This window comes from Actinosynnema sp. NPDC023658, assembly GCF_040639995.1.
Taxonomy (GTDB): domain Bacteria; phylum Actinomycetota; class Actinomycetes; order Mycobacteriales; family Pseudonocardiaceae; genus Actinosynnema.
In genome coordinates, this window is record NZ_JBFAAX010000488.1 from 1 (window position 1) to 4,425 (window position 4,425).

A 4,425-nucleotide genomic window follows, 5' to 3' on the forward strand; every position below is an offset into this window, starting at 1 on the left:
GCCGCTCGTCGTGGTGCGTGGTCAGAGCCTGCCCGCGCCGGAACCCGCCATGACGGATGACTTCACCGTGCCGACGGCGTCGGTCAGGGAGTTGTTCCACGCCACCAGACGGCCCGGGTCGGAGTCCGCGTAACCGCTCGCGGACCAGCACGCCTTGGCTTCGCGGGTCGGCGTAGTCGGGGTCGTCATGTACAGCAAACCCGTGTTGCGCCCCCTCCAGTTCGATCGGTTGGTGGTCGCAGGTCATCTGACGATCGGCTGCTCGGGACGACTCAACGGAGATGAAGGTGTCCTCGGCGCCGTGGGCGATGAGGATCAGGGCGACGACGTCCGCCAAGGCCGCCCGCAGCTGAAGCCAGACACCTCGTTGAGCATCGGCAGACAAGCCGGAAGGTTGGCGAGTGGCCAACGTAGCCCTGTTGGAGCAGCTGCCGCCCGGCCTTGTCAGGCCATGCCCCCGTTCGTCTCGGCAAGAGATTGCTTATCCGCCCATACAGCTATAATTGATCATGTAATGGGGGACTGCCATGCGAGTTGGATACGAACGGCTGTCCAAAGACCGCTCCCTGTGAGGCTGTTCATGCCGATAACCTCATCTATGCAGGTGAGAAACGTGAGCAGGCCAACATGCTCGGTCAGCCCATAGAGTGCTGGTGATCCACGGTCTCGTCAACCGACGGGCATGATGACCGGCTGTGCTGCTCCGACTGGCCTACCCGGGCATGACAACGCCTTCGCACTGCTGCGCATGCTGCCCCTGAGCGACCGGGATAAAGACACGGAGATCCTGGCGCTCCGGCACCAGATCACCGTCCTGGAACACCAACTCGGAGAAGCCCGCCCACGGTTCTCCCTCGCCGACCGGGCATTCCTCGCGATTGCTGCACCGACTCCCGGTCGCCACGCTTCGTCGGCTCCGACTACTGGTGCGCCCGGAGACAGTTCTGCGCGGGCACCGAGACCTCCTTGCCCGCCGCCACGCAGCCAGATCTCGTCCCGAGCGGCCCGGCCGACCACGGACCATCCGCTCCATCCGCCTTCTCGTGCTGCGACTGGCACGGGAGAACCCCACCTGGGGCCACCGCCGCATCCACGGCGAACTCTTCGTCCGGGCATCAGAGTCGCCGCATCCACCGTCTGGCAGATCCCCGAGGACACCGGAATCGACCCGGCACCCGAACGCACCACCTGACCTGGGCGACGTTCCTTCGCTCGCAAGCCGACGCCCTCCTGGCCTGCGACTTCTTCGAGATCTCCATGGTGAGCGGTGCCCGCCTGCACGTACTCGCGGTCATCGAACACACCAGCCGCCGGATCCGCATCGGAGTCGGAGCAGCGCGGATCGCCACCAGATCAGCCGCAGGCGCCACCGGACGGCATCGACGCAGCAGGAGAGGCTGTGCCCCACTCCAACGCTGAACCGCGCAGGACGATCGCCGGTCCGAGAAGCAAAGCCTGGAAGCAACTCGCGGCCGACGTGCCGAGCGTGAAGCCTCCGCATACAGGCGGTTTGTCGTTGAAGAGCTGAACAGCCGGACCCGGCACGGCTGCGACTGCCCGTGCGGGGCACAAGACACTCACAGCAGCGAGTGCGGGAACCCTTTCGGAAGAGGACGGTTGAACATTACCCGTCTGATCGAGTGGCAATAATTCACCTGTTTGAGTCAAATCAGGTCACCAATATGTCAACACCGTACCCTTCCGCCGTCCAGACCGTTCGGATGCGAGCCGCCGTCGACCAACCGGTATCCGGGCCGCAGACGCCCACGCAGATACACGGCGGGCACGTGGACCTCTCCAGGCCGACATCTTCCCACCACACACTTCCGTCCAGGATGACGGCACACGAAGGGCGGTGTCGGACGCTCCCCTGTGGCGCTAATGTTCGGCACCGGGAGGTGGGCCCGATGTTCCGAACATTCCTCGTCGCCGCCGTCACCGCCGCGCTGCTGACGCCCGGCGCACAGGCGGACGCGGTCCCTTCGAGCGCGGACCTCTCGGTCGACCTGACCGCCGTCACGGCCATGCTCCTGCCGGTGGTGGACTACCGCGTATCCGTGACCAACCACGGACCCCAGCCGCTCACCTCCGCCACGGTCGTTGTCACACTGGACCCCCGCAGCGCGACCACCACGGCGCCCTGCGTCTTCGACAACGCGACACTCACGTGCTCGTTCGGCCCGCTGGCCCCGGGCGCGACCGCGACCCTGACAAACCGGGTCCACTTCGACGTCTTGTACACCGAGGCAACCCTCGACGCCACCGCGACCAGGACCACGAGCACTCCCACGGATCCCAACGCCGGCAACGACACCGACACCGCACGCTGCCGCCACGAGAGCGAACAAATCGGCTTTCCACCGTGGCCGTACTACATGCGCTGTTGAGTGATCAGTTCAGAATGAGCTGGCGTGTCGACTTGCCGACACTGCAAGGTCTTCCAAGATCGCCCTGTGCGCGAGGAGATCCTGACCGATGAACGCCGGCATCGGCTTGAGCCGCTGATTCCTGTACGCCCCAGGCGCTTCCGTCACCTGGGGCGCAGGCGTGCTGATGCCCGGCGGCGCTGGAGGATGTCCTGCCGCCTGTTCCGACCGGCCCACCATGGCGATGTTCGGACCTGGTTGGCGGGCTGTTGACCATGAGCTGCGAGAACCGAAAGCCTGCCCGTGCCCGCCCGGAATGTCGACCCGTCGAGTCCGGCGTGACTAGTGCTGCGTCACGCAACCTCGGCTGGGTAATGGGTCCAGGTTCGGATGGGTGAGTCGGTGGCGAAGCCGGTCTTGGGTCTGGCTCGGGCGTTGCGCCAGCGATGGAGGCGGCGATGGCGGCGTTCTGTTCGGTGGAGACATGCTCGCCGCTGAGAACGGCTGGCATCCCGAGCCGATCAGACGACTGCGTGGCCACGAACAGTTCCAGGGACTCGACCGCTCCGCCGACCACACCTTCCACCGCTACCAGATGCTCGGCCCCGCCGCCGACCTCCCGTGGGACTGGATCACCGACTGGTCGGCCATCGGCAGCGTCGACGAGTGCGTCGCGTCCCTGCAACGATTCCGCGACGCGGGCGCCGACGAGGTCGCCACCTACGGCTCGACACCGACGCGGAACGCCGCGCTGATCGCTGCCCGGCGCCACCGGGACCGGACATGACAGGGGTTGAGAAGCCCGCCGACCGAGAGCAGCGCTCTGCCCAGCCCGCGCCGGAGCACCTACGGATGATGCGCCGTCGGCCAGGCGGGCCCGCCGCGGATCTGATCGCCGAGACGCCGGACGACCTGACACCCGAATGGTTCACCGAAGTGCTGCGCGCAGGGGGACGATCGGGCCCCATACGGGCGTCACGTCGGTCGACGTCCAACAGATCGGCACCGGCCAGCTCGGTGCGGTGACGCGCGCGGCCCTGGAGTACGACCACACCGCGGCCGGTCCCGCCTCGCTCATCGTCAAGCTGCCCTCGTCCGACGAGGGCAGCCGCGCCATGGGCGTGGCGATGGGCGTCTACCGCTCCGAGGTGCGCTTCTACGAGCAGATCGCGCCGCTCGTCGACCTGCGTACACCCGTGCTCCACCGGGGTGCGTTGGACGAGGAGACCGGGCGCTTCACGCTCGTCCTCGAAGACCTCTCGCCCCGAGCCGACGCCGGCGACATATGTTGGCATGGGCGACGGCCGATCAGGCGTCCCTGGCGATCCGGTCACTCGTGGCGCTGCGAAACCCGCTGTGGGACGACCCCCGCCTGCGCCGGAGCCGGCCGACCTCGGCAGCACGCGCAGGCTGTTCGGCGCGGTGCCCGCGGCGGTCGAGAAGTTCAAGCAGCGTTTCGGGGACCGGATCGAACCGCACCACACGGCCCTGGTCGAAACCCTCGCACCGCGAGCGCCCGAGATCGTCGACGCGGTCTGGAAGCCGCCGTTCGTCGTCGGCCACGGCGACTACCTTCTGGACAACATGCTGTTCGGCAGAGCGCCTTCAGCACCGCCGCTGACGGTCATCGAGTGGCAGACCACGTGCCTGGCCCCGCCGGGCCTGGACATCGCCGTCTTCCTCGGACCGAGCGTGGACACCGAAACGCGTCGCGCGACCGAGCGGGCACTGCTGGAGGAGTACGTCGACGAGCTCGCGGAGGCAGGCGTGCGGAACTTCGGACGCACCGACGCCTGGAACAGCTACCGCGCGGCATCGCTGTCCCCCTTCCTCTTGACCGTCTTCGCGTCGGTCACCCTCGAACAGACCGAGCGCGGTGACGCCACGTGGACGCAACTGCTGCGATGCGCCGCAGAACTGGTCTCCGGCACCGAGGCCGCACGCCTGCTTCGGTGACTGGGATGTCGTCGACCGGGAACAGGGGACACGACTCACAACGCCACGGGGACTGCGGCAGTGCTGATCAGGTGCTCGCCGATGGGTTCGTCGTCCATTGTGT

4 protein-coding genes are annotated in these 4,425 nt (G+C 67.2%); 3 read left to right on the top strand and 1 reads right to left on the bottom strand.

What is annotated here, in order from left to right:
* Positions 1-21: 21 nt before the first annotated feature.
* Positions 22-189 carry a hypothetical protein gene (locus AB0G02_RS29595; protein ID WP_360800283.1) on the bottom strand — a complete coding sequence of 56 codons (168 nt, stop codon included), beginning with the start codon at positions 187-189 and terminating at the stop codon, positions 22-24.
* A 1,718-nt stretch (positions 190-1,907) separates the two neighbouring features.
* On the opposite strand from AB0G02_RS29595, the gene AB0G02_RS29600 reads away from it, so the two are divergent.
* The 3 genes from AB0G02_RS29600 to AB0G02_RS29610 all read left to right on the top strand — a co-directional run bounded on the left by AB0G02_RS29600 (position 1,908) and on the right by AB0G02_RS29610 (position 4,322).
* Positions 1,908-2,387, top strand: a complete 480-nt coding sequence (locus AB0G02_RS29600) for a hypothetical protein (protein WP_360800287.1) — start codon at positions 1,908-1,910, stop codon at positions 2,385-2,387.
* Positions 2,388-2,850: 463 nt separating this feature from the next.
* Positions 2,851-3,153 carry a hypothetical protein gene (locus AB0G02_RS29605; protein WP_360800290.1) on the top strand — a complete coding sequence of 101 codons (303 nt, stop codon included), beginning with the start codon at positions 2,851-2,853 and terminating at the stop codon, positions 3,151-3,153.
* A 635-nt stretch (positions 3,154-3,788) separates the two neighbouring features.
* Positions 3,789-4,322, top strand: coding sequence for a phosphotransferase (locus AB0G02_RS29610; RefSeq protein WP_360800293.1), 534 nt, complete (start codon positions 3,789-3,791; stop codon positions 4,320-4,322).
* The last annotated feature ends 103 nt before the right edge of the window (positions 4,323-4,425 follow it).

Coding starts and splice junctions, on each gene's coding strand:
- AB0G02_RS29595 (WP_360800283.1), bottom strand. CDS start 189: ATGACGACCCCGACTACGCCGACCCGCGAAGCCAAGGCGTGCTGGTCC.
- AB0G02_RS29600 (WP_360800287.1), top strand. CDS start 1,908: ATGTTCCGAACATTCCTCGTCGCCGCCGTCACCGCCGCGCTGCTGACG.
- AB0G02_RS29605 (WP_360800290.1), top strand. CDS start 2,851: ATGCTCGCCGCTGAGAACGGCTGGCATCCCGAGCCGATCAGACGACTG.